The sequence below is a fragment of the Pseudomonas qingdaonensis genome, assembly GCF_018398475.1.
In the GTDB taxonomy this organism is placed as follows: domain Bacteria; phylum Pseudomonadota; class Gammaproteobacteria; order Pseudomonadales; family Pseudomonadaceae; genus Aquipseudomonas; species Aquipseudomonas palmensis.
Window position 1 is genome coordinate 5,412,373 of record NZ_CP074676.1, and the last position, 22,622, is coordinate 5,434,994.

The window sequence follows — 22,622 nt, forward strand, 5'->3', positions numbered from 1 at the left end:
GACCTCAGGCGGAGGCGGCGTCGTAGAACAGCTCGCTGCTCTTCTGCTCGATCAGCGCCTGCTCGATGGCCGCCTGGTGCACCTCGTCGGCGTGCTCTTCGCGCGCTTCAGGCTGGATGCCCAGGCGCGCGAACAGTTGCATGTCCTTGTCGGCCTGCGGGTTGGCGGTGGTCAGCAGCTTCTCGCCGTAGAAGATCGAGTTGGCCCCGGCGAAGAAGGCCAGTGCCTGCATCTGTTCGTTCATCGCCTCGCGCCCGGCCGACAGGCGCACATGGGACTGCGGCATGAGGATGCGCGCCACTGCCAGCATGCGGATGAAGTCGAACGGGTCGACGTCTTCGGCATTCTCGAGCGGCGTGCCCGCCACCTTCACCAGCATGTTGATCGGCACCGATTCGGGGTGCTCCGGGAGGTTGGCCAGCTGGATCAGCAGCCCGGCGCGGTCGTCCAGCGATTCGCCCATGCCCAGGATCCCCCCCGAACAGATCTTCATCCCGGCATCGCGCACATAGGCCAGGGTCTGCAGGCGCTCGCCGTAGGTGCGGGTGGTGATGATGCTGCCGTAGAACTCCGGCGAGGTGTCCAGGTTGTGGTTGTAGTAGTCCAGGCCGGCCTGGGCCAGGGCCACGGTCTGCTCCTGGTCGAGCTTGCCCAGGGTCATGCAGGTTTCCAGGCCCAGGGCCTTGACCCCTTTGACCATCTGCAGCACGTAGGGCATGTCCTTGGCCGACGGGTGCTTCCACGCCGCGCCCATGCAGAAGCGCGTGGAGCCGATGGCCTTGGCCCGGGCGGCCTCCTCCAGCACCTTCTGCACCTCCATCAGCTTCTGTTTTTCCAGGCCGGTGTTGTAGTGACCGGACTGCGGACAATATTTGCAATCTTCCGGGCAGGCGCCGGTCTTGATCGACAGCAGGGTCGAGACCTGAACGCGGTTGGCGTCGAAATGCGCGCGGTGAACGGTCTGCGCCTGAAACAGCAGGTCGTTGAACGGTAGCTGGAACAGTGCTTTGACTTCGGCCAGGGACCAGTCGTGACGAAGCGTTGCAGTTGTGCTGGCGCTCATGGGTGTTTCCTTGTTTAGGCTTGTACTGGCGCCGGGACAGGAAAGCCCGCCAGCGCATCACGGATAGCTCGCATAGTTAAGGAAGCGCCATGCACTGTCAACCACACCTTAAACAACTGGTTTACAACTGGCTAAATATCAACCAAGCATGTTTGCTGTGCGATGAACCTGCCCAGCAGTCACACCCCATTTGCGTGGCCTGCGAGGCCGAACTGCCCTGGCTGGAAGAATGCTGTCGAACCTGCGCGCTGCCCTTGCCGATGCATGGCCTGACCTGCGGCCAGTGCAGCCGCCGCCCACCCGCCTTCACCCGGGTCGAGGCGCCCTGGCACTACGGCTTCCCGGTGGATGCACTGATCACCCGCTTCAAGCACCAGCGCCAGTGGCCGCTGGGCCGATTGCTGGCGCAACTGCTGGGCAACTGGCTTGCCTACCGCTTTGCCGAAGACCTGCCGCGGCCCGGCCTGCTGTTGCCGGTACCGCTGGCGCGCCGGCGCCTGCGCGAACGCGGCTTCAACCAGGCTGCGATGCTTGCCCAGTGGTTGGCCGGGCAGTTGGAGATCGCCTGCGAGCCACGTCTGCTCCAACGTCCGCAAGAAACGGCGGCCCAGCAGGGGCTGACGGCCAAGGCGCGCAAGCGCAACCTGCGCCACGCCTTTGCCCTGGCCGATTCGGCGGCGATCAGGGGGCAGCATGTGGCGATCGTCGACGATGTGCTCACCACCGGCGCCACTGCGCAGGCGTTGGCCAGCCTGTTGCGGGCGGCGGGTGCCACGCGGGTGGACGTATACTGCCTGGCACGCACGCCCAAGCCCGGCGGCGCTTGACTTGCGCCGGGGCGGCGGGCACTTTCTGGGCCATCCCTGCCCCGACTGCGTGCCCGCCCATGTCCCTGCCTGCCCTGTTGACCCAACATATCGTCCGTCGCCCGCAACGCATCGCCCTGCTTGCCCACATCGCCGAGCAGGGGTCGATCACCCGGGCGGCCAAGAGCGCCGGCATCAGCTACAAGGCCGCGTGGGATGCCATCGACGAGCTCAACAACCTGGCCGCCAGCCCGCTGGTGGAACGCAGCGTGGGCGGGCGCGGCGGCGGTGGGGCGAAACTGTCGCTGGAGGGGCAGCGGGTGTTGCGCCTGTACCAGAAGCTGCAACTGTTGCAGGCGCAGGTGCTGGAAGCGGCCGAAGACTCCGACGATCTCGACCTGCTCGGGCGCCTGATGCTGCGCACCAGTGCGCGCAATCAGTTGCATGGGCGGGTCAGCGCCATTCGCGCGCAGGGCCGCATCGACACCGTGGAGCTGACCCTGGCCGGGGGGTTGCGCATCGAGGCACAGATCACCCATGACAGCACCTTGCGCCTGGAGCTGGAACCGGGCACGCCGGTGGTGGCGCTGATCAAGGCCGGCTGGCTGGAGGTGGCGATGCCCGGGCCGGCGCAGGTCAACCAGTTGAGCGCCGTGGTACAGGAACTGATCGATGACCCGCAAGGGACTACCGAGGTGCGCCTGAGCCTGAGCAACGGCCAGACGCTGTGCGCATTTGCCGAGCCGCAGTGGCTGCTGGACAACCGGGTGGCGGTAGGCAGTGAAGTGGCAGTGCGGTTCTCGCCGGCGTATGTGCTGCTGGGTACGCCGCTCTAGATTATTGGGGCTGCAGCACAGCCCATCGCGGGTCAAGCCCGCTCCCACAGGTTCAGCGATTTCCTTGTGGGAGCGGGCTTGACCCGCGATGGGGCATGCAGCGTCCCCGGGGTGCTGTACCATGGCTCTCATACGCCCGGCCACCCGTCGCGCTGCAGGAGTTCCCATGTCACACCCCTTCGATACCCTTACCCCCGACCTGGTCCTGGACGCTGTCGAAAGCATCGGCTTTCTCAGCGACGCTCGTGTTCTGGCACTCAACAGCTACGAGAACCGTGTCTACCAGGTGGGCATCGAAGACGCCGAACCGCTGATCGCCAAGTTCTATCGCCCCGGCCGCTGGAGCAACGCGGCGATTCTCGAGGAGCACGCCTTCACCGCCGAACTGGCCGACTGCGAAGTCCCCGTGGTCGCCCCGCTGGTGCACAACGGCCAGAGCCTGTTCGAGCATGCAGGCTTTCGCTTCACACTGTTCCCGCGCCGTGGCGGCCGCGCGCCGGAGCCGGGCAACCTCGACCAGCTGTACCGCCTCGGCCAGTTGCTCGGTCGCCTGCACGCGGTCGGCGCCACGCGCCCGTTCGAACACCGTGAAGCGCTGGGCGTGGCCAACTTCGGTCACGCCTCCCTCGCCACCCTGCTCGAAGGCAACTTCGTGCCGCGCAGCCTGCTGCCGGCCTACGAGTCGGTGGCCCGCGACCTGCTCAAGCGCGTGGAGGACGCCTACGCCCGCACCCCGTACAAGAGCATCCGCCTGCACGGCGACTGCCACCCGGGCAACATGATGTGCCGCGATGAGGTGTTCCACATCGTCGACCTGGACGACTGCCGCATGGGCCCCGCCGTGCAGGACCTGTGGATGATGCTCGCCGGCGATCGTCACGAGCGCCTGGGCCAGCTGGCCGAACTGATGGATGGCTACAACGAGTTCCATGATTTCGACCCCCGCGAACTGGCCCTGATCGAACCGCTGCGCGCCCTGCGCCAGCTGCACTACAGCGCCTGGCTGGCGCGCCGCTGGGACGACCCGGCGTTCCCGCGCAGCTTCCCGTGGTTTGGCAGCGAACGCTACTGGGGCGACCAGGTCCTGGCCCTGCGTGAGCAGACCGCCGCACTGGCCGAAGAGCCGCTGAAATTGTTCTAGAACCTGCTGCCAGACTGTCTACAATAGCCGGGTTTTAGATAGCTGCCTAAGCAAGGAATCAGCATGCAAGCCGCCAACCCGCGCCGCGGGTACATACTGGGCCTGACCGCCTACATCATCTGGGGCTTGTTCCCCATCTATTTCAAAGCCCTGCAGAACGTGCCCGCCGTGGAAATCATCGTGCATCGGGTGCTGTGGTCGGCCCTGTTCGGCTCGATCCTGCTGCTGTTCTGGAAGCACCCGGGCTGGTGGCGCGAACTGCGCGACAACCCGCGGCGCCTGGCAATCCTGGCCCTGAGCGGATCGCTGATCGCGGGCAACTGGCTGACCTATGTGTGGTCGGTGAACAACGGGCGCATGCTCGAGGCGAGCCTGGGTTACTACATCAACCCGCTGGTCAACGTGCTGCTGGGCATGTTGCTGCTGGGCGAGCGTCTGCGCCGCCTGCAGTGGGTGGCGGTAGGCCTGGCGGCAGTGGGGGTGGCGCAGCAGGTGTGGCAGGTGGGCAGCCTGCCATGGGTGTCGCTGGTACTGGCGCTGAGCTTCGGCTTCTACGGGCTGATCCGCAAGCAGGCGCCAGTGGCGGCGTTGCCGGGGCTGGTGGTGGAAACCTGGATGCTGGTACCGCTGGCCATCGGCTGGCTGCTGCTCAACCCCATGGCCCACAGCGCCCAGGCCAGCTTCTACAGCACCAGCGACGCGCTGTGGCTGGCCGCCGCCGGGCCCGTCACGCTGATACCGCTGGTGTGCTTCAACGCCGCCGCGCGGCATCTGCCTTACACCACTCTGGGCTTTCTGCAGTACCTGGCGCCGACCCTGGTGCTGCTGCAGGCGGTGCTGCTGTTCGACGAACATCTGTCGAGCAGCACACTGGTGGCGTTCATGTTCATCTGGGCCGGCCTGGCACTGTACAGCGTGGATGCCTGGCTGAGCATTCGCCGGCGCACCTGAGCGCTACGCCACCCCCTACGCCGACTCTTCGGGGCGCAGCTTGAGCTCCACCATCAGGTCGTCGGCCAGGGCCTCCAGGCGCTTTTGCAGGTCATCCAGCGACAGCGTCAGCGGCAGGGCCAGCAGCGCATCGGCGTGAAACAGCGGCTCGCTGCTCATCGGCGCGGGCCGCACGTCGGTACTGAAGCGCTCCAGGTTCACCCCCTGTTCGGCCAGCAGCCGGGTGATGTCGCGCACGATGCCGGGGCGATCGTTGCCCACCAGCTCCATCGCGATCGGCTTCCAGGTGCACGACGGCTCGATGCCGCTTTCGGCGATCAGCACGCGAATCCCGTGCTTGCCCAGCGCCTGCAACGCCTCCACCAGTTCGTCATAGGATTCGGCCGGTACCGCGACGCGCAGGATGCCGGCGAATTGCCCTGCCATGCGCGACATGCGACTCTCCAGCCAGTTGCCGTTATGCTCGGCGATGCATTCGGCCACCCGCTCCACCTGGCCGGCGCGGTCAGGGGCAATCACGGTCAAGACAAGATGATCCACGCGCCAGTCCTCTCTCCAGCCCCCGAATACCGGGGGCGCCGATCAAGTATAGGCAAGGCGCGGCAACCTGCCGCAGCGGGCTCGAACAACAAATCGTGTACTGTTTTTAGATTTATCTGGAACAATTCACTCGATTTTTGAGAACATGCCCGCTCCCAGAACGACGTTTTGCGACCAAATGGTCGCAAAACGGCGTATTTAGTCTGATTTTCCCAAGCGCAGCGCTTCATGTAGTATGCCGCGACGCGCACTACAAAAATGTTGAAACAAGAGCTGAATAGCTGAGCAGAGTGAGGCAAGCAATGACTGAACACGTTCAAGTCGGTGGCCTTCAGGTCGCCAAAGTCCTGTTCGACTTCGTGAACAACGAAGCCATTCCCGGAACCGGCGTCAACGCCGAGCAGTTCTGGATCGGGGCAGAGAAGATCATCAACGACCTCGCTCCAAAGAACAAAGCCCTGCTGGCCAAGCGTGACACCCTGCAGGCGCAGATCGACGCCTGGCACCAGGCGCGCAAGGGCCAGGCCCACGATGCTCCGGCTTACAAGGCCTTCCTCCAGGAGATCGGCTACCTGCTGCCAGAAGCGGCGGACTTCCAGGCCTCCACCCAGAATGTCGATGACGAGATCGCTCGCATGGCCGGCCCGCAGCTGGTAGTGCCGGTGATGAACGCACGCTTCGCCCTCAACGCCTCCAACGCCCGCTGGGGCTCGCTGTACGACGCGCTGTACGGCACCGACGCCATCAGCGAAGCCGGTGGCGCCGAGAAGGGCAAGGGCTACAACAAGGTACGCGGCGACAAGGTCATCGCCTTCGCCCGCGCCTTCCTCGACGAGTCTGCGCCACTGGCGACCGGCTCCCACGTCGATGCCACCCGCTACAGCATTGCCGATGGCAAGCTGGTGGTCACCCTCAAGGGTGGCAGCAACAGCGGCCTGCGCGACGACGCGCAACTGGTCGGCTACCAGGGCGATGCCACGGCCCCTGTCGCCGTGCTGCTGAAAAACAACGGCCTGCACTTCGAGATCCAGATCGATGCCAGCACCCCGGTCGGCCAGACCGACGCCGCCGGAGTCAAGGACGTGCTGATGGAAGCCGCCCTGACCACCATCATGGACTGCGAAGACTCCGTGGCCGCGGTGGATGCCGACGACAAGGTGGTGATCTACCGCAACTGGCTGGGCCTGATGAAGGGCGACCTGGCTGAAAGCGTGAGCAAGGCCGGCCAGACCTTCACCCGCACCATGAACCCGGACCGCGAGTACACCGCGCCCAATGGCGGCTCGCTGAGCCTGCATGGCCGTTCGCTGCTGTTCGTGCGCAACGTCGGTCACCTGATGACCATCGACGCGATCCTCGACAAGGATGGCAACGAAGTGCCCGAAGGCATCCTCGATGCGCTGGTCACCAACCTGGCTGCGGTGCACAACCTCAACGGCAACACCACCCGCAAGAACAGCCGCACCGGCTCGGTGTACATCGTCAAGCCGAAGATGCACGGCCCTGAAGAAGCCGCCTTCACCAACGAGCTGTTCGGTCGCGTCGAAGACGTGCTGGGCCTCAAGCGCAACACCCTGAAGGTCGGCATCATGGACGAGGAGCGCCGTACCACGGTCAACCTCAAGGCTTGCATCCAGGCCGCCAGCGAGCGCGTGGTGTTCATCAACACCGGCTTCCTCGACCGTACCGGCGACGAGATCCACACCTCCATGGAAGCGGGCGCCGTGGTGCGCAAGGGCGCCATGAAAACCCAGAAGTGGATCGGTGCCTACGAGAACAACAACGTCGACGTGGGCCTTGCCACCGGCCTGCAGGGCCGCGCGCAGATCGGCAAGGGCATGTGGGCCATGCCTGATCTGATGGCCGACATGCTCGAGCAGAAGATCGCCCACCCACTGGCCGGTGCCAACACCGCCTGGGTGCCGTCGCCGACCGCCGCCGCGCTGCACGCGCTGCACTATCACAAGGTCGACGTGTTCGCCCGCCAGGCGGAGCTTGCCAAGCGTGCGCCGGCCTCGGTCGACGATATCCTGACCATTCCGCTGGCCACCGACACCAACTGGTCGGACGAAGAGATCCGCAACGAACTGGACAACAATGCCCAGGGCATTCTTGGCTATGTAGTGCGCTGGATCGACCAGGGCGTGGGTTGCTCGAAAGTGCCGGACATCAACGATGTGGGCCTGATGGAAGACCGCGCCACCCTGCGGATTTCCGCGCAGTTGCTGGCCAATTGGCTGCGTCACGGCATCATCAGCGAGGCGCAGGTGATCGAAGGCCTCAAGCGCATGGCGCCGGTGGTCGACAAGCAGAACGCCAACGACCCGCTGTACCGCCCGATGGCACCGGACTTCGACAGCAACATCGCCTTCCAGGCGGCGGTCGAGCTGGTGATCGAGGGTGCGAAGCAGCCGAACGGTTATACCGAGCCGGTACTGCATCGCCGTCGTCGCGAGTTCAAGGCGCGCAACGGGCTGTAAGCTCGTTACAGCGCTGCCTGACGCACCCCTTCGCTGGCAAGCCAGCGAAGGGGTTCAGCCGATGCCCAGCTCATGCCTCACCAGCTTCACCAGCTTTTCCAGCTTCTCCTGGTCGAGCGGCTTGAGCAGAAAGTCGACCACGCTCAGGTGCATTGCCGCAATCGCGTCCTGCACCTTGGCATCGCCCGACACGATGATGATCGGCAACGCGGCCTGGTCCGACTCACGAATCTGCTCGATGAACTCGATGCCCCCCACCGGCTGCATGCGCAGGTCGGTAATCAGCAGCCCGATCCTGGGTTCGCGCTTGAGGTAGTCGAACGCCACCGTGGTGTTTTCTGCGGCAAGGCAACGAATGCCATGGGCCTTCAAGTAACTCGCCAGCGCTTCGCGCGACCCTTTGTCGTCTTCGACGATCAGCACCTTGGGCAGCGCGGTCCCGCGCGCAGTCACGCTCGCCAGCGCCTTGCGCTCGGCTTCGCTCAGTATGTCGTCGGCTTCGGGCATGGCTGTTCCATCGTAAAAATATCCGTTGAATCAAGTTCAGACCGCAAACGCATGTGCCGCAACCCGCCTTTCGTCGGATAATTGACGCTTACCCACTTTAGACAAACGTCCAATGGGCACTGCGCACCCCGCGGCCGACCATGCAGCACGATAAAAACAAATGCTCGGCCCTCGGCGCCGACGCACAGATGCGGTAAAGCTCATGAGCAAGATGGACGCCTTCGACCAGGCCGGCAAAACCGCAGTACTGCAGAATATTCACGGCACCATGCAGTTCCTGCAACGCTTTCCTCCCTTCAACCAGATGGAAAACGCCCACCTGGCGTACCTGGTGGAACAATGCCAGCTGCGCTTCTACGCCAGCGGTGAGAGCATCATCAAGCCTGCCGACGGACCCGTCGAGCACTTCTACATCGTCAAGCAGGGACGCGTGGTGGGCGAGCGCAACCATGCCGCCACCGGCACCGAGACCACCTTCGAGATCACCGGAGGCGAGTGCTTCCCGCTGGCCGCCCTGCTGGGCGAGCGCGCCACCCGTACCGAACACCTGGCCGCCGAAGACACCTTCTGCCTGCAACTGAACAAGGCGGCGTTCATCCGCCTGTTCGCACTCTCAGAAGTGTTTCGGGATTTTGCCCTGCGGGGTGTCAGCAGCCTGCTCGACCAGGTCAACCAGCAGGTCCAGCGCCGCGCAGTTGAAACCCTCGGCAACCAGTATTCGCTCAATACCCGCCTGGGTGAGCTGGCCATGCGTCATCCGGTCACCTGCGCCCCAGATACGCCCGTACGCGAGGCCGTACGCCTGATGCACGAGCAGCAGGTGGGCAGCATCGTGATCGTCGACGAGCAGCGCGCACCGGTCGGCATCTTCACCCTGCGCGACCTGCGCCAGGTGGTGGCCGATGCCAGTGCCGACTTCGCCGCGCCGATCGCCGCGCACATGACCGCCGCGCCTTTCTACCTCAGCCCCCAGGCCAGCGCCTTCGACGCCGCCATCGCGATGACCGAGCGCCATATCGCCCATGTGTGCCTGGTGCAGGACCAACGCCTGTGCGGGGTGGTCTCCGAGCGCGACCTGTTCTCGCTGCAGCGGGTCGACCTGGTACACCTGGCGCGCACCATCCGTCACGCCGCGCGGGTCGAGAACCTGGTGTCGCTGCGCGGCGAGATCGGCCAGCTGGTCGAGCGCATGCTCGCCCATGGCGCATCGTCCACCCAGATCACCCACATCATCACCCTGCTCAACGACCACACCGTGTGCCGGGTGATCGAACTGGCGATCCAGGACAAGGGCGACCCCGGCGTGCCGTTCAGCTGGCTGTGCTTCGGCAGCGAAGGCCGCCGCGAACAGACCCTGCACACCGACCAGGACAACGGCATCCTGTTCGAGGCACGCGACGCGGCCCAGGCTGCCGAGATCCGCGCCCGCCTGCTGCCGCTGGCGCAGCACATCAACCAGGGCCTGGCGCAGTGCGGCTTCACCCTGTGCAAGGGCAACATCATGGCCGGCAACCCCGAGCTGTGTCTGTCGAGGGCCGAGTGGGCACGGCGCTTTGCCGCGTTCATCCGCGAAGCCACCCCCGAGAACCTGCTGGCCTCGAGCATCTATTTCGACCTGCGCGTGGTGTGGGGTGACGAACAGGCGTGCGAACAACTGCGCCAGGGCATCCTCGACCAGGTCGCCGACAACCGCCTGTTCCAGCGCATGATGGCCGCCAACGCCCTGCGTCAGCGCCCGCCCGTGGGGCGCTTTCGCGAGTTCGTGCTGACCCGCAGCGGCAACGATAAGGCCGCCACCCTCGACCTCAAGGTGCAGGGCCTCACGCCCTTCGTCGACGGCGCGCGCCTGCTGGCGCTGGCCAATGGCGTGCACGCCAACAACACCCTGGAGCGCCTGCGCCAGCTGGTAGGCAAGGAAGTGATCGACCCGCTCGATGGCGGCGCCTATGAAGAGGCCTACCACTTCATCCAGCAGACCCGCATGCAGCAGCACCAGTTGCAGACCCGCCAGAACCTGCCCTACTCCAACCGCGTCGACCCCGACAGCCTCAACGACCTGGACCGGCGCATCCTGCGCGAATCGCTGCGCCAGGCCCAGCGTCTGCAAAGCAGCCTGGCCCTGCGCTACCAACTATGAGCGACCTGTCATGAGCCTGTTCGCCTGGCTGCGCCCCAGCCAACCCGCACTGGACGCCGCCCAGCAGCAGCGTCTGGCCCAACTGCCCGGCCCAGCCCCGCTGCAGGACCACACCCTGCGCGCCCAGCGCTGGGTGGTGCTGGACCTGGAAACCACCGGCCTGAACCTGAACCGCGACCAGGTGCTGTCGATTGGCGCGGTGGTGATCGAGGACGGCGCCATCGACTTCAGCCAGCAGTTCGAGCGCACCCTGCACCGGCATGACCACAAGCCGGGCCCCAGCGTGCTGATCCATGGCCTGGGGCCCAGTGCGATTGCCGCCGGCTGCGTGCCGGCCGATGCACTGCTCGACCTCATGGCGTTCATCGGCGACAGCCCGCTGCTGGCGTTCCACGCCGGCTTCGACCAGCGCATGCTCAGCCGCGCCCTGAAGGACAGCCTGGGCTACCGCCTGCAGCACCCGTTCATCGACGTGGCCGAGCTGGCCCCGCTGCTCAACCCCGACGTGGTGTTGCGCGACGCCGGGCTCGACGACTGGACCGCACACTTCGGCCTGCAGGCCGGTGAACGCCACCACGCCAGCGCCGATGCACAGGTCACTGCCGAACTGGCACTGATCCTGTTCAGCCAGGCGCGACGCCAGCACATCGACAGCCCGCTGCTGCTGGAGCATCGCCTGCAAGGCTGGCGCCGGCGACGGCAACACAGCCACGGCTTCTGACCAGCCCCCGGATACGTCATCCGATGAGCGTTAATTGCACAGTGCCAGCGGCTCTGACACAATCGCGAATAATTCTCGTTAGTTAACGCATCTATTCCGGGGAACACCTTGCCGTCAGTGCAAAGCCCACACGGTGAGCTGGTTGGTGCGCTGTACCGTGACCATCGCGGCTGGCTGCTGGGCTGGCTGCGGCGCAACGTCGCCTGTGCCGAGCGCGCCGAAGACCTGAGCCAGGACACCTTCGTGCGCCTGCTCGGGCGCGAGCAACTGCCCGCACCACGCGAGCCGCGGGCGTTCCTGGCCGCGGTGGCGCGCGGCCTGCTGTTCGACCACTTTCGCCGGGCGGCACTGGAGCAGGCATACCTCGCCGAACTGATGCTGATCCCCGAAGCCGAGCAGCCCTCACCGGAAGAACAGCACCTGATCCTCGAAGACCTCAAGGCCATCGACCGCCTGCTGGGCAAGCTGTCGAGCAAGGCGCGCGCCGCGTTCCTGTACAACCGCCTCGACGGCATGGGCCATGCCGAGATCGCCGAGCGCCTGGGCGTGTCGGTGTCGCGGGTGCGCCAGTACCTGGCCCAGGGCATGCGCCAGTGCTATGTGGCGCTGTACGGCGAGCCGAAATGAACGGCTTCAGTAGCAGGCCGGTATCGGCCAAGGTGCTCGATGCCGCCATCGCATGGCAGCTGTGCCTGGATGCGGGCAGCGCCGAGGAGCGTGCCGATTTCGAGCGCTGGCACGCGGCAGACGAAGAACATGCGCGGGCCTGGATGCAGCTGGGCATGCTCAACCAGCGCTTCGCCGCGGCGGCCGGCCCGGCGCGCAAGGCCCTGGGCGAAACCCGGGCCGGCCTGCGCCAGCGCGTGCGCAAGCTGGGCAGCGGGCTGGCCAGCATCGTGCTGGTGGGCGGCCTGCTCGGCTGGCTGAGTACCCACCAGAGCCTGGACTACTGGCTGGCCGACCAGCGCACGGCCACCGGCGAGCAGCGCAGCCTGCGTCTGGAGGACGGCACCCTGCTCAGCCTCAACACCCATTCGGCGGTGGATGTTCGCTTCGATGGCCAGCAGCGCCTGATCGTGCTGCGCGAAGGCGAGATTTCCATCGAGACCGGGCACAAGGATGACCGTCCGTTCATCGTCGCCACGGCCGACGGGCGCCTGCGCGCACTGGGCACACGCTTCCTGGTGCGCCTGGAAGACCAGGGCACGCGCCTGAGCGTGTTGCAGTCGGCGGTGGCAGCCAAGCCGCAGGACAGCGGCGACGAGCAGATCGTGCGCGAAGGCCAGCAGGTGATGATGAGTCACGACCAGCTGGGCAGCATCGATCCGCTGGCCCTGGGCGCCGACGCCTGGACCCACGGCATGCTGGTGGTCGACAACGTGCGCCTGGATGCGCTGGTGCAGGAGCTGGGGCGTTACCGCAGCGGCTACCTGGGGGTGTCGCCGGAGGTGGCCGGGTTGCGCATTACCGGCAGCTTCCCGCTGCACGACACCGACCTTGCGCTGCAGTCGCTGCTGCCGACCTTGCCGGTGCAGGTGCAAAAGCGCACGCCATGGTGGGTGACGATCGTGGCCAAGGGCGAGACCCCGTAAAACGCCTTCGCCTGCAACGCCCTCCTGCAGGAGCGGTCGTTGCCGGCGAAGGCCTCAACATTATTTTTTACCCACCCCCTGACACTTTTCCCTTTTCACTCGGCATGGAAGCTAGTTAGCACTATTGCGCCGAGGAACCGCTGCATGTCCCGTCCCCTTGAAAAGCTGTTGCGTCATTGCCTGCTGACCCTGGCCCTGACCAGCACCGCCGCCATCGCCGCCGAATCGAGCGCCGCGCGCAGCTACAGCCTGCCCGCCGGGCCGTTGTCGACCACCCTCAACCTGATCGCCAGCCAGGCCGGCATTGCCCTGACCCTGGACCCGAGCCTGGCCAGCGGACGCACCTCGGCGCCGGTCAGCGGCCAGTACGACGGCCTCGGCGCCCTGCAGGCCGCCCTGCGCGGCACCGGCCTGCAACTGCAGCAGAGCAGCGCCGGCACCTACAGCCTGATCGCCGCCCCCGAAGGCAGCCTGGCCCTGCCGGAAACCAGCATCAACGCCGCCGGCGACTACGAGAGCGCCTGGGGCCCGGCCACCGGCTACGTCGCCACCCGCACCGCCGCCGGCACCAAGACCGACACTCCGATCGTCGAGGCGCCACGCTCGATGTCGGTGATCACCCGCGAACAGCTCGACCAGCGCCAGGTGCTCAACCTCAACGACGCGCTGCGTTACACCGCGGGCGTGCAAAGCAGCGGCTATGGCTCGGACTCGCGCGCCGACTGGCTGCGCGTGCGCGGCTTCGACCCCACCCAGTTTCTCGACGGCCTGCCGCTGCCCAAGGGTTCGTTCGCCAACCCCAAGGTCGAACCCTGGAACCTGGAACGCATCACCGTACTGCGCGGCCCGGCCTCTTCGGTGTATGGCCAGACCCCGCCCGGCGGCATGCTCGACATGCTCAGCCGACGCCCGCAGGCCGAAAGCGTGCACCAGATCGAAGCCCAGGTCGGCAGCAACGAACACCGGCAGATCAACTTCGACAGCACCGGCAAGATCGACGACGCCGGCCAGTTTCTGTACCGCGTCAGCGGCGTGGTACGCGACAGCAACGCACCGGTCGACCATATTCCCGACAAGCGCTACAACCTCGCCCCCAGCCTGACCTGGAACGTCGACGACGACACCAGCCTGACCTTCATCTCGCAGTTCACCCGCGACGATACCGGCATCACCGGGCAGTTCCTGCCCTTGCAGGGCACCCGGCTGGCCTCGCCTGCCGGGGCAAAGATTTCCCACCACAAGAACCTCGGTGAGCCGGGCTGGGATTTCTACGACCGCACCTACTACGCCCTGGGCTACGCCTTCGAGCACCGCCTCGACGACGTATGGCAGCTGCGCCAGAACCTGCGCTACACCAAGAGCGACCTGTCGTTTCGCGCGGTCAACGTGGCCACCTTCAACACCGTAGAACCCGACGGCACGGTCAACCGCGAGGCCGGCATCGTCAACGAAGACATCAGCCAGTTCGCCGTCGACAACAACCTGCAGGCCAACTTCAGCACCGGCGCGCTGGAGCACACCCTGCTGCTGGGCCTGGACCACCAGCGCTCCAACACCAACTACCAGTGGCTGTATGGCGGCTCGTACAACTACGACGCCAACGGCAACATCAGCGGTATCAACGTGCCGCCGATCAGCGTGATCCGGCCGGTGTATGGCGCCGACATGTCCAACGTGAACTATTTCGCGCTGCAGGACTACGGCCAGAAAACCCGCCAGACCGGCGTCTACGTGCAGGACCAGATCGCCCTGGACAACTGGCGCCTGACCCTGGGCGGGCGTGAGGACTGGATTCACACCGGCACCACCTTCCACAACAAGGGCGACGCCACCAGCACCCAGCGCGACAAGGCCTTCACCGGCAACGTGGGCCTGAGCTACGTGTTCGACAACGGCCTCACCCCGTACCTGTCCTATACCGAGTCGTTCCAGCCGACCACCGGCGCCAACGTGGATGCGGCGCAGTCGTTCAAGCCCACCGAAGGCCGCCAGTACGAAGTGGGCGTCAAGTTCCAGCCGGTGGGCAGCAACACCCTGCTGACCGCTGCCGCCTACGACCTGCGCCAGAGCAACGTGAAGGTCACCGAAGGCAGCATCTCTCGCAGTGTCGGTGAATTGCAGGTGCGCGGCATCGAGCTGGAAGCCACCAGCGCCGTCACCGACAACCTCAAACTGGTCGGCTCCTACACCTACACCGATACCGAGATCCGCAAGGGCGTGCCTGGCGAAGTCGGCAACCGCATGGCGCTGATCCCGCGCAACCAGGCCACCCTGTGGGCCGACTACACCTGGCACGCCGGCCCGCTGGACGGCTTCGGCATGGGCGCCGGGGTTCGCTATGTCGGCGATACCTACGGCAACACCGCCAACACCGAGGTGGCGCATGTAGGCTCCTACACCGTGTACGACGCTGCCGTGCACTACGACCTGGGTCGCCTGGACAGCAGCATGAAGGGGCTGAGCGTGGCGGTGGAAGCCAAGAACCTGTTCAACAAGGACTACCTGGCCAACTGCGACGGGTTCTGGTGCTACTACGGCGACCAGCGCAACGTGGTCGCCAGCGTGAACTACACGTTCTAGGGCCAACGATGAAGAGCCAAACCATACGTCGCTGGTCGTGGGTGCATACCTGGAGCAGCCTGGTGTGCACGCTGTTTCTGCTGTTGCTGGCACTGACCGGGCTGCCGCTGATCTTCCACCACGAGATCGACCACCTGCTGGGCGATGCGCCCGAGCTCAAGGTAATGCCGGCCGACACACCCAGACTCGACCTGCAGGCCCTGGTGCTCAAGGCCCAGGCCCATCGCCCGGGCGAGGTGATGCAGTACTTCGGCTGGGACGAGGACGACAGCAACGGCGTGATCGCGATCATGGCCGCCACCGCCGGTACCGAGCCCAACTCGTCGCACACCTTCATGCTCGACGGGCGTACTGGCGAGGTGGTGGAGATGCCCTCGGCCAACGGCGGCTTCATGCTGACCATGCTGCGCCTGCATGTGGACATGTTCGCCGGCTTGCCGGGCAAGCTGCTGCTGGCCTTCATGGGCCTGCTGTTCGTGGTGGCGATCATCTCCGGGGGGGTGCTGTACGCGCCATTCATGCGCAGGCTGAAGTTCGCCACGGTACGCCACGACAAATCGCGGCGCCTGCGCTGGCTCGACCTGCACAACCTGATCGGCATCGTGACCCTGACCTGGGCGCTGGTGGTGGGCGTGACCGGGGTGATCAGCGCGCTGTCCGACCTGGTCATCGCCGCCTGGCGCAACGACAGCCTCAGCGCGATGATCGCACCGTACCGCGATGCACCGCCGCTGACCGCACTGGCCCCGGCCAGCCGTCTGCTGGACATTGCCGCCGAGGCGGCGCCGGGCATGCAGCCGGACTTCATCGCCTTCCCCGGCACGCGCTTTTCCAGCGAGCACCACTATGCGGTGTTCATGAAGGGCAGCACCCACCTGACCGCTCACCTGCTGACCCCGGTACTGATCGATGCCAGCACCCTGCAGGTGACGGCGATTGGCGAGCGGCCGTGGTACATGGACGCGATGGGCCTGTCGCAGCCGCTGCACTTTGGCGACTACGGCGGCCGGCCGATGCAGATTCTATGGGCGCTGCTGGATGTGCTGACGATCATCGTGCTCGGCAGCGGCGTGTATTTGTGGTGGGTGCGCAGGCGACGTGATGAAGCGTGAATCGAGGTTCTGGAAGGTGTTCGGCATGCCGGGCCTGATTGCCCTGCTGGGCGCAGTGGGGCTGTTCGCGGCGCTGCTGGGGGATGGCCCGTGGGATGTGCTGGCGTGGGTGGGGCTGGCCCTGCCGGTGGGATACAGCCTGCGAGGTTTTTGGCCGGCCGCGCGATAGTCTTGGTCGGCAAGGCCGGCGCCTGCAAGGTTTCACGTCGTCTGCAGGAGCCGGCCTTGTCGGCAAAGGCGCAGGTCAGTCAGCCAGTTTCGGCAGGCACTCATCCAGCCGCTGGTGCAACGCACTGTCCGCCGGCCAGTTGCGCAACAACCGCGCCCGGTCACGGGCGAAGGCCTTGGCGAAACTGAGTTGGGTGGCGTGCTGGCACATCGCATCAAGGTCGATCAGCGACCATTGACCGTCCTGCCAGAACAGGTTGTGACCCTTCAGATCGCCGTGGCTGATGCGTTCGCCCATCAGCTGCTGCAACAGGGTCTGCAGCGCTTGCAGCTGCTCCTCTGGCACCTCGGCGCTGTCGACGTAGGGCGCAAAGCTCTCGATCAGGTCCGGCCCGTCGGCATACTCGGTCACCAGGTACGCACGGCTGCGCAGCCCCAGCACGCGCTGCTCCAGCACCGCCAGCGGCCTGGGCGTGGCGATGCCGAGGAACTCCAGGCGATGCCCTTCGATCCACGAATGCCAGGCCCGGCTGGGGCGCCAGAAGCGCTTGAACCAGTGGGCGGTGTTCTTGATGTTGTAGCGCTTGAGCACCAGGCTGCGACCGCCCGCCTCGACCCGTGCCACGCTCGCCGCGCCGCCAGTCTTGTACAGGTGGCCCTGGTCGATTAGCGCGTCGGCCTGCTCCAGCACCGGCAGCATGGCCGCCACCTCCGATCGACGGATCGCGCGCAGGCCCGAGGCCCCGCGCTGCACGCTGAACAGCGTGCACTCGCGACCGGCCTTGTCCAGGTAGTCCTTCAGACGCCAGCTGCGCACCTTGTCGATCTGCTTCTGCAAGGCTTCCAGCGGCAGCGCATGCTCGCCGTTGACCAGCACGTAGTGCACCAGCAGTTCCTCGACGAAGGGCTCCAGGCGCTTGGGCAACTGCGCAAAGAATACCCCCAGGTTCTGCAGCACCTGCTGACGCGACAGCGGCTGGCCCGGGGTTTCGGCCTTCACCCCCGCGCCATCGATCAGGTACAGCTCCCCGCCATGGCGCAGCAGGTTGTCCAGGTGCAGGTCGGCCTGCCACAGGCCCTTGGCATGCATCTGCGCCACGGCGCGCAGGGCTTCGCCCAGCACTTCCTGCTGGGCATCGGCAAGCACCGGCAGGCCCTCGACCGCCGCCCAGGCATCCGCCAGGCTGTGGGCGTGCTCAAGAAATTCGAACAGCAGCCAGCCGCCCTCGTCTTCACGCAGGCCGTCGGCCAGCAGCAACGGCGTGGTCAGCCCCTGGCTGGCCAGCAGGCGCGCACCGTCCAGTTCGCGCTGGAAGTGGCGGGCGGCGCTGCTGCCCACCAGCAGCTTGGCCAGCACCGGCTTGCCACGCCAGATCCCGGCACCGACATACCGCTGCCCCGGCAGCACCCGCAGCAGGCTGAGCAGTTGCAGCTCGGCCGGCCCGGCGGCGTCGGCCAGGGCAATGCTCAATGGCAGTTGCGGGCTGCGCCCGGCGTCCTTGAGTTCAGACAAACGCATCAGCGGGCCTCTTTTTCACGACGGCGATGCAGCAGGCGCTGCAGCCAGGTATCCACCAGCGTACTGTCGGCCGGTTGCTCCAGGTAGGCGGCCAGCATCAGCCGTACATCGCTCTCGCTCCATGCGCCAGCACGACGCAGCAGCGGCTCCAGGTCCTTGAGGCGATCACGCTGGCCCAGCAGCAGCGGCCGGGTTTTCTCCAGGTCGATCAACTGCGCCTGCCAGCCTTCGCTGCGCTCGCGCAAAAAGATGTGCTTGGGGTAGAAGCAGCCATGCACCTGCCCCGCCGCGTGCACCGTGCGGGCCAGTTCGCCACAGGCGCGCAGGATGCCCTGGCGCTGCTCCAGGGCCAGTTGCGGCCACTGCCCGAGCAGGTGGTCAAGATCGCTCCAGTCATCCAGCGCACGGGTCATCAGGATCGCGCGGCGCTCGCCGTCGACCCGGCGCTCGGCGTAGAACACCGCCTGCAAGGCCGGGATCTGCAGCTTCTGGTAGCGCTTGATGTTGCGAAACTCGCGGGCGAAGGTCGGCTCGCCGAAGGGGCTGTGCAGGGTGCGCGTGAGGTAGTCGCTCTGGCGCTTGAGGTAGAACCCTTTGCCCTCCAGCTCCAGGCGGTACACGCGGCTCCAGCCGCCGCGCCCGGTGTTGGGCTCGTCCACGGCGTCCAGCTGCAGCGCCCACAGCGCCTCGAAGCTGTTCAGGCCGTGGCGTTCAAGCAGTGCAGCTTCGGCACTGGCCAGGAAATCACTCATTCGCGCCCCTCGAAAAACGTCACGACGTGCCGCACGCGGCGCTTGTCCGACGCGTTCAGGCGATCGCGACGGCGATATTGCAGGTAGAACCGCAGGCGCTGGGTGGCCGACAGGTGATACTTGGCCACCTTGTCCAGGCAGGCGAGGTCCTTGGTGATGCGATAGCGCAGCATGAAGCCGACCCAGAACGCACCGGTCGGGCAGTCGATGAAGAACAGCATGCCCTTGTCATCGACCAGCAGGTTGCGCCACTTGAGGTCGTTGTGGGTGAAGTGATGGTCGTGCATCACCCGCGTGTGGCGGGCCAGCTGTCGGCTGACATGGTCGACCCAGCCGGCATCTGCCAGGCGCGGATCGTTGCGCTTGGCCAGCGCCGAGAGGTCCTCGGTGCGCGGCAGCTCGCGCGTGATCATGGCGCCCCGGTGGAAGGCGAAGCCGCGCCGTTCCAGGCCGCAGGCCACCACCTCGGCGGTGGGGATGTCCCACTTGGCGAACTGCTTGAGGTTCTGCCACTCGGCCTTGATCCGCGGGCGCCCCAGGTAGCGGCGCAGGCCCTTGCCGGCGCCGGTGTAGCGCTTGACGTAGTAGTTCACCCCGCCGCGCTCCACGCGAATCACTTCGCTGAGCGGGTCGTGGGTGAGGCGTTCGCCCTTGAGCGCGAACACCGCATCGATGCTGCCGAAATCCTGTGCCAGGGCCGAGTAGGCCGGCTCCAGTGTCCAACCCGCCATCAGAGCGCGTCCCCATACCGTTGTTTACGCTCGTAGAGCTTGTTTGCCTTGCCCTCCAGCCAGCGCAGCAAGGTGGCGTGCTCGGCCAGGATCTGGCGCAGCGGCTGCTGGAAGTAGCCGCGCAGAAAGCGCAGCTTGTCGCGTCGGGTCAGGCCGATGTCCAGCGCCGAGAAGTACAGCGCGGCCAGGTCCTTGTCGCGCCAGCGTCGGGAAATGCTGGCGCGGGTCTGGGCCCGGTGCAGGTCGATCATCGACAGCCTGAAGTCGTCCGGGGTTACCGGGCGGTCGGTGTGCAGCAGAAAGTGGCAGATGTAGCAGTCGCGGTGGTTGACCCCGGCGCGGTGCATCATGCCGGTCATGCGCGCCACCTCGGCGATCAGCGCGCGCTTGAGACGCGGCGCCGGCGGCGTCCTGACCCAGTCGAGGCTGAAGTCCTCGAGGCTGACGGTGGGCGCCAGCTCCTCGGTGACGATGAACGAATGCTGGGTCGCCGGGTTGCTGCCGCGTTCGCCGTAGGCCACCGCGGTCATGGTCGGCACCCCGACTTGGTGCAGGCGCTGGATGGCCTGCCATTCCTGGCCGGCACCGAGCACCGGCAGCTTGGCGGTGAACAGGTTCTTGAAGATCTCGCCCCAGCCGATGCCGCGGTGGATCTTGACGAAATAACCGTTGCCCTCGACCTCGGTGCGCAGCGTGCGCCGGCCTTCCAGCTCGCGGTACACCTCGCCTTGCAGGGCCTCGACGGCGTCGAAGGCATCGCGCCCGGCCCACAGGCGCTTGAAGGGTTCAGCCAGTATCAGTTTCATGCGCGCTCCTGCGCCAGGATCACGTCGGCCGCATGCTGCGGCATGCTGTACAGGTCGGCGGTGTCGGCGAATGCCAGGCCGTTGCGGCCCCAGTCGGCACGCGCCGCATCGTCTTCGAGCATACGTTGCAGGTAGCGGTTGAGTTGCTCCTGCTCGAACGGCTCGTCGAGCACCAGGCCGGCATCGGCCTCAGCGATGTAATGGGCATAGCCGCACACTGCCGAAACCAGTACCGGCAACCCGGCCACCACGGCTTCGAGCAGCACGGTGCCGGTGTTCTCGTTGTAGGCCGGGTGGATCAGTGCGTCGGCCCCGAGCAGAAAGCGCGGGATATCGCTGCGGCCCTTGAGGAACTGCACCTGCTCGGTCAGCCCCAGGGTCGCGCTCTGCAGCTGGAACACCTTGGGGTCGTCCTGGCCGATGACCATCAGCCGGGTGCGCTTGCGCAGGCTGTTGGGCAAGGCGGCCAGCGCCTTGAGGCTGCGGTCCACGCCCTTGGTCTTGAAGCCCGAGCCGATCTGCACCAGCAGGCGCTCGTCGTCCGCCAGGTTGAACTCGCGGCGAAACTCGGCGCGGATCTCGGCGGCATTGGCCGGCGCCCGGCGGTCCTGGCTGATGCCCGGGGGCAGCAGGTGGAAGCGCTCGGCGGGGGTGCCGTAGTGCTTGACGAACAGCGGCTGCTGGACCTCGGAGATCATCAGGATCTGGGTCTTGGCGTCCTTGCCGAACACCGCACGCTCGTACTCGGCAAAGTGGCGGTAGCGGCCCCAGCGGCGGTACAGCGAGTGGCGCAGGTTCTGCGCCTTGTCCTCGAAGCAGCCGTCGGCGGCGTAGTACACGTCCAGCCCCGGCATCTTGTTGAAGCCGATCAGGCGGTCGACCGGGCGCCTGGCCAGGTCGGCCTGCATCCAGTCGGTGAGCTTCTCGTTGCGCCGATGGTTGAACAGCGCCTTGACCGGCGCCACCAGCACTTCGAAGCCCTCGGGCACGTCGCCCTCCCAGATCAGGGCATACACCCGGATCTGGTGGCCACGGCGCTGGCACTCCAGGGCGATGCGCATGAAGTCACGCTGCAGGCCGCCGAAGGGGAAATACTTGTAGAGCACAAAGGCCAGTTGCATCAACGCACATCCTCTGCCCGCAGCAACGCGCTCAACTGGCTCGCCACACGCTCGGGGTTCAGGCGAGTGAAGCACAGCGGCCACTCGCGTTTGAGATCGAACCGGCGCCGGTCGTCGGCGCTCGGCTTGTAGGTGCACTTCTTCTGCAGGCACGGGGCGCAGGGGAAGTCACTGCCCAGGTGCACCTGGGCCTTGCCGTAGGCCCCGGTCAGGCCCGGGTTGGTAGGGCCGAACAGCGACAGGGTAGGCACATCGAGTGCCGCCGCCAGGTGCCCAAGGCCGGTGTCGACGGCCACGCAGGCCTTGGCGGCAGCCAGCACCCGGGCGACCCCGGCCAGGTTCAGCCTGGGCAGCACCTGGGCGTTCTTCAGGCCCTGGGCGATGCGCTCGGCGCGGGCCTTTTCGGCCGGGTTGCCCCATGGCAGGCAGATATGCAGGCCGGCACGCCCCAGGCGTTCGGCCAACTGGCGCCAGTACAGTTCGGGCCAGTGCTTGGTGTCCCAGGTGGTGCCATGCAGGAACACCACGTAGGGCTTGGTGGGTATCTCTTCCAGGCGCGAGCGATCCAGGCCGTAGTCACCCAGCCCCGAGGGCAGGTCGTAGCCCAGCGCCAGGGCGAACAGCTGGCGCACCCGCTCCACCGCATGCTGCCCGCGGGCCACCGACAGGCGCCGGTCGTAGAAGCGGCTGGCCAGCCCCTCGCGTGCCGAGTAGCGGTCCAGCCCGGCCACCGGCGCCTTGACGTAGCGGGTCAGCCAGGCGCTTTTCACCAGGCCCTGGGCGTCGATCACCAGGTCGTACTTGCGCTCGCGCAGGCGCTTCTTGAACTGGCGCCATTCGCCGTTCTTCAAGGTTTGCCAGAGGTTCTTGCGCCAGCGACGGATGGCCACCGGGATCACGTGATCGACCGCAGGGTGCCAGGTGGGGATTTCGGCGAAGCCTTCCTCGACCACCCAGTCGAAGCGGATGCCGGGAATGGCGTGCGCCGCGTCGGTCAGTGCCGGCAGCGCGTGGATGACATCCCCCAGCGAGGAGGTCTTGATCAGCAGTACCCGCAAC

The 22,622-nt window shown here is 66.3% G+C and carries 21 protein-coding genes; 12 read left to right on the forward strand and 9 right to left on the reverse strand.

The window, feature by feature from the left end:
- Positions 1–4: 4 nt before the first annotated feature.
- Entirely contained in the window at positions 5–1,063 is a 1,059-nt protein-coding gene (gene bioB / locus KH389_RS24855; RefSeq protein ID WP_043863678.1) for a biotin synthase BioB, read from the reverse strand.
- An 89-nt stretch (positions 1,064–1,152) separates the two neighbouring features.
- Here bioB and KH389_RS24860 point away from each other — a divergent pair, with 89 nt between their 5' ends.
- The 4 genes from KH389_RS24860 (at position 1,153) to rarD (ending at position 4,797) form a co-directional block, all read left to right on the forward strand.
- Positions 1,153–1,890 (forward strand): ComF family protein, encoded by a 738-nt coding sequence (locus KH389_RS24860; protein ID WP_054915979.1) that lies wholly within the window; start codon positions 1,153–1,155, stop codon positions 1,888–1,890.
- 59 nt (positions 1,891–1,949) lie between these two features.
- A complete protein-coding gene (locus tag KH389_RS24865; protein ID WP_043863676.1) occupies positions 1,950–2,705 on the forward strand; it encodes a TOBE domain-containing protein in 756 nt (251 codons plus the stop codon).
- Positions 2,706–2,871: 166 nt separating this feature from the next.
- A complete protein-coding gene (locus KH389_RS24870) occupies positions 2,872–3,846 on the forward strand; it encodes a serine/threonine protein kinase (protein WP_088514285.1) in 975 nt (324 codons plus the stop codon).
- A 63-nt stretch (positions 3,847–3,909) separates the two neighbouring features.
- Positions 3,910–4,797 carry an EamA family transporter RarD gene (gene rarD / locus KH389_RS24875; protein WP_054915981.1) on the forward strand — a complete coding sequence of 296 codons (888 nt, stop codon included), beginning with the start codon at positions 3,910–3,912 and terminating at the stop codon, positions 4,795–4,797.
- Positions 4,798–4,812: 15 nt separating this feature from the next.
- Here the strand turns inward: rarD and KH389_RS24880 are convergent, their stop codons facing one another.
- The gene (locus tag KH389_RS24880) at positions 4,813–5,337 is read right to left on the reverse strand and encodes a glycine cleavage system transcriptional repressor (protein WP_058541817.1); all 525 of its coding nucleotides are present in this window, start codon (positions 5,335–5,337) and stop codon (positions 4,813–4,815) included.
- Between the two features lie 302 nt (positions 5,338–5,639).
- On the opposite strand from KH389_RS24880, the gene KH389_RS24885 reads away from it, so the two are divergent.
- Entirely contained in the window at positions 5,640–7,817 is a 2,178-nt protein-coding gene (locus KH389_RS24885; RefSeq protein WP_213606430.1) for a malate synthase G, read from the forward strand.
- 54 nt (positions 7,818–7,871) lie between these two features.
- Here KH389_RS24885 and KH389_RS24890 read toward each other — a convergent pair whose 3' ends face one another.
- Positions 7,872–8,324, reverse strand: coding sequence for a response regulator (locus tag KH389_RS24890; protein ID WP_054915983.1), 453 nt, complete (start codon positions 8,322–8,324; stop codon positions 7,872–7,874).
- A 202-nt stretch (positions 8,325–8,526) separates the two neighbouring features.
- Here KH389_RS24890 and KH389_RS24895 point away from each other — a divergent pair, with 202 nt between their 5' ends.
- The 7 genes from KH389_RS24895 (at position 8,527) to KH389_RS24925 (ending at position 16,635) form a co-directional block, all read left to right on the forward strand.
- Complete coding sequence (locus tag KH389_RS24895) at positions 8,527–10,461, forward strand: DUF294 nucleotidyltransferase-like domain-containing protein (protein WP_043863670.1); 1,935 nt, start codon at positions 8,527–8,529, stop codon at positions 10,459–10,461.
- Positions 10,462–10,471: 10 nt separating this feature from the next.
- A complete protein-coding gene (locus tag KH389_RS24900) occupies positions 10,472–11,182 on the forward strand; it encodes a 3'-5' exonuclease (protein ID WP_043863669.1) in 711 nt (236 codons plus the stop codon).
- Positions 11,183–11,290: 108 nt separating this feature from the next.
- On the forward strand, positions 11,291–11,809 hold the full coding sequence (locus KH389_RS24905; RefSeq protein ID WP_213606432.1) for an RNA polymerase sigma factor: 519 nt from the start codon (positions 11,291–11,293) through the stop codon (positions 11,807–11,809).
- A complete protein-coding gene (locus tag KH389_RS24910) occupies positions 11,806–12,774 on the forward strand; it encodes a FecR domain-containing protein (RefSeq protein WP_054915985.1) in 969 nt (322 codons plus the stop codon). The genes KH389_RS24905 and KH389_RS24910 overlap by 4 nt, the downstream gene beginning before the upstream one ends.
- A gap of 144 nt (positions 12,775–12,918) precedes the next feature.
- Positions 12,919–15,354, forward strand: a complete 2,436-nt coding sequence (locus KH389_RS24915) for a TonB-dependent siderophore receptor (protein ID WP_213606433.1) — start codon at positions 12,919–12,921, stop codon at positions 15,352–15,354.
- A gap of 8 nt (positions 15,355–15,362) precedes the next feature.
- A complete protein-coding gene (locus KH389_RS24920; protein ID WP_078480853.1) occupies positions 15,363–16,466 on the forward strand; it encodes a PepSY-associated TM helix domain-containing protein in 1,104 nt (367 codons plus the stop codon).
- On the forward strand, positions 16,456–16,635 hold the full coding sequence (locus KH389_RS24925) for a hypothetical protein (protein WP_043863664.1): 180 nt from the start codon (positions 16,456–16,458) through the stop codon (positions 16,633–16,635). Before KH389_RS24920 ends, KH389_RS24925 begins: the two co-directional genes overlap by 11 nt.
- A 75-nt stretch (positions 16,636–16,710) precedes the next feature.
- On the opposite strand, the gene KH389_RS24930 is transcribed toward KH389_RS24925, so the two are convergent.
- The 6 genes from KH389_RS24930 to waaC are packed head-to-tail and all read right to left on the reverse strand — an operon-like array spanning position 16,711 to position 22,621.
- Positions 16,711–18,153, reverse strand: coding sequence for a lipopolysaccharide kinase InaA family protein (locus KH389_RS24930; protein ID WP_213606434.1), 1,443 nt, complete (start codon positions 18,151–18,153; stop codon positions 16,711–16,713).
- Positions 18,153–18,905, reverse strand: coding sequence for a lipopolysaccharide kinase InaA family protein (locus KH389_RS24935; protein WP_054915989.1), 753 nt, complete (start codon positions 18,903–18,905; stop codon positions 18,153–18,155). The genes KH389_RS24930 and KH389_RS24935 overlap by 1 nt, the downstream gene beginning before the upstream one ends.
- Positions 18,902–19,636, reverse strand: a complete 735-nt coding sequence (locus tag KH389_RS24940) for a lipopolysaccharide kinase InaA family protein (RefSeq protein ID WP_078480851.1) — start codon at positions 19,634–19,636, stop codon at positions 18,902–18,904. The genes KH389_RS24935 and KH389_RS24940 overlap by 4 nt, the downstream gene beginning before the upstream one ends.
- On the reverse strand, positions 19,636–20,442 hold the full coding sequence (gene rfaP / locus KH389_RS24945) for a lipopolysaccharide core heptose(I) kinase RfaP (RefSeq protein WP_213606435.1): 807 nt from the start codon (positions 20,440–20,442) through the stop codon (positions 19,636–19,638). The genes KH389_RS24940 and rfaP overlap by 1 nt, the downstream gene beginning before the upstream one ends.
- A complete protein-coding gene (locus KH389_RS24950) occupies positions 20,439–21,563 on the reverse strand; it encodes a glycosyltransferase family 4 protein (protein WP_213606436.1) in 1,125 nt (374 codons plus the stop codon). Before KH389_RS24950 ends, rfaP begins: the two co-directional genes overlap by 4 nt.
- Positions 21,563–22,621 carry a lipopolysaccharide heptosyltransferase I gene (gene waaC / locus KH389_RS24955; RefSeq protein ID WP_054915991.1) on the reverse strand — a complete coding sequence of 353 codons (1,059 nt, stop codon included), beginning with the start codon at positions 22,619–22,621 and terminating at the stop codon, positions 21,563–21,565. Before waaC ends, KH389_RS24950 begins: the two co-directional genes overlap by 1 nt.
- Position 22,622: the final 1 nt, after the last annotated feature.